Origin of the sequence: uncultured Meiothermus sp., assembly GCF_937863175.1 — a bacterium.
Classification (GTDB): domain Bacteria; phylum Deinococcota; class Deinococci; order Deinococcales; family Thermaceae; genus Meiothermus.
In genome coordinates this window covers 1-2209 of the sequence record NZ_CALMCQ010000204.1, presented here as the reverse complement: position 1 = coordinate 2209, position 2209 = coordinate 1, and the positions used below count along the sequence as shown (strand labels likewise).

Genomic DNA, 2209 nt, shown 5'->3' with positions numbered 1-2209 from the left:
CTGTCCGGCCTGCCAGGGGCTGGGTAGGGGCTGGGGTCTGCCCTGCCGGTTCTCGCCTCGAGTGAGGGGGGCTTCCCCTGCCGGGCGCTGGGCATCCACCGGCTGATTAAGCCCACGACGAACCGGTTGACCCTGGGGGCTACCCCGTTCGCCATTGCGGGCCTGACCCTGGCCCTGGGCATTCTGCCCTGGTGTCTCGCGGGATGGCTGCGCTTGCCCAGGTTGCATTGGCTGCGCTGGCCCAGGTTGGTTTTGAGGGGGCTGACCCGGCTGGCTGGGCGGTGCCTGTCCGGGCTGGGTTTGCTCGGGTTGCGGACGGCCCGCTTGCGACGGCTGTGCATCCTGGCCAGGCTGGGTGGTCTGTGGTTGTCCGTTCTGACCGGGCTGGTTCTGGCCCGTCTGCCCATTTTGCGGGGTGGGAGGGGCATCTTGCCGGTCTTGCAGGTTTTGGCCCGGCTGGTCGGGGCGGGCGGCCTCCTCGGCCTGCTCCTGACCCTGCACGTCCCTGCGATCCTGCGCTTCCTGGCCCGGCTCTGTCGGGGGTGCTGGCGCCGTGGGGTCGTTTGCCCTTTCGGTCTCCCGGCCTGGTTGCGGTTCTTCTGGTGGAGACGGTTCTGCGGCTTGTGGCTGGGTGGGATCGGTCTGGGTGGGGCCGGGTGCAGATGGAACCGCCTCGGGGCCCGAAACGGTAGGGGTTGGGACTGGCGGCTGCACAAAGGGCAGTTGTAGCGGCGGCAACACCCAGACCACCCCTACCACGGCCAGATAAAGGGTGGCCAGCAGCCAGGGCACCGCAGGCAGCCGGGCCTCGAGCAGGCTGGCCCTGGCTTCGGTTTGCAGCTGGTTGTGCCAGGGATGGTTGGCGGGAGCTTCCAGCGCACTGCGGTAGGCCAGACCATACCGCTGGTCGAGGTCGGCCAGGGCGCGTCGCTCCTCCCAACGAGAGGGATACAGCAAACCCAGCAACGAGGCCAAAACCCAGGCAGGGTGCACCAGCAAGGCCAGCGGAAGCAGCAACAGCGCCAGCCCTGCGGCTATCCAGAGCCGCACACGCCAGGCCCGCCTTGTAGCCCATACACGGTGCATATATTCAGGGTACTGGATGGGCAGACAAGCAGATAGGGTTCAGTACACCTTGCTATCGCTCTACCAGGAGCGATCTGTTGGTGTTGCTAAATAGTTTCAGATAGATGCGCTGGGCCGTCGGGTCGTAGAAGTAAGCAGGCTCCGGCGGGGTAGCGGCGCCCAACTCGGTCAGGCTTGCCAGGGAGGTGAGCGGGGTTTTGTCGGCACAGTTGGTTCCGGGCTGCAAGGATTCCAGGGCACAGCGATATACGGTAAAGGTGGAGGTATTGCTGGGAAGCACCACCAGCGCAGACCTGGGTGACCCATCGTGGCTGTGGTACTTGGGATAGAGCCTCAGCCGCAGGTGCTGCCAGACCCCCAGGTCGGTCTCGAGGGTATAGGTGTGCCCATGAATCAACGTCCAGTAGAACGGCGCATTGGTCACATCGCTACTGCTCAGACGTTCTCCATCGTCACGGGTCAGGCCCGGCGCACCCGGTGCATGGCTCCGGTAAAAGGTATTGGTCTCGAGGGTCAGATTGAGGTGCTCGAACTCGGCTGGGCAGACTCGAGCATTCCTCGCCGCATCGAACACACAGGCCTCGGTAAACATGGCCCTCGAGTTCACTGCAGCCGGCACTACCACGGCTGGCCCACCACCCCCTAATGAACCGTCCTTATCCTGAATGGCCAGATCGCTGCTGCCGGTGCAGAGGTTGAACCGGGCATTCACCCAGCGGATGTTCTCGGCAATTATCTTGGGGCTTTCGCGGAAGCAGGTGCGGGTAGCGATGGCGCTGGTGCCGGGGCCAAAGTTCACAAAGGTAACGTTCTGCAGAGTGGTGACGCCACCGTACTCCTGCACCCCGATGCGGCCTATTTCCGCGACGGCATCGGTATTCGCACTCCGGCCCACAATCAGCGAGTCGCGGATACCGTGGCTGCCGATGGCAATGGCATTGTCGGCCAGGATCGAGTCGCGCACCTCCATGACCACCTCGCCCGCCGGGTCCCCCACTGGATTGGCCCACAGGGCCGACCGGGTCTTGAAGACGGTGGTGCGCTCGAGCACAAAAGGCCCATGGGTTCTTGGATCTGCCCGGCTGCCGGTAATCCAGATAGCCCCCAGATCGCCCACGTTGCC

General features: G+C 64.6%; 2 protein-coding genes. Both read right to left on the bottom strand.

Translation table 11 applies throughout. The features are described 5' to 3' along the window. Window positions 1-1086: hypothetical protein (locus Q0288_RS08010; RefSeq protein WP_299429373.1), on the bottom strand; the 1086-nt coding region annotated here is incomplete at its 3' end. A gap of 52 nt (window positions 1087-1138) precedes the next feature. Further along, window positions 1139-2209: hypothetical protein (locus Q0288_RS08005; RefSeq protein WP_299429372.1), on the bottom strand; the 1071-nt coding region annotated here is incomplete at its 5' end.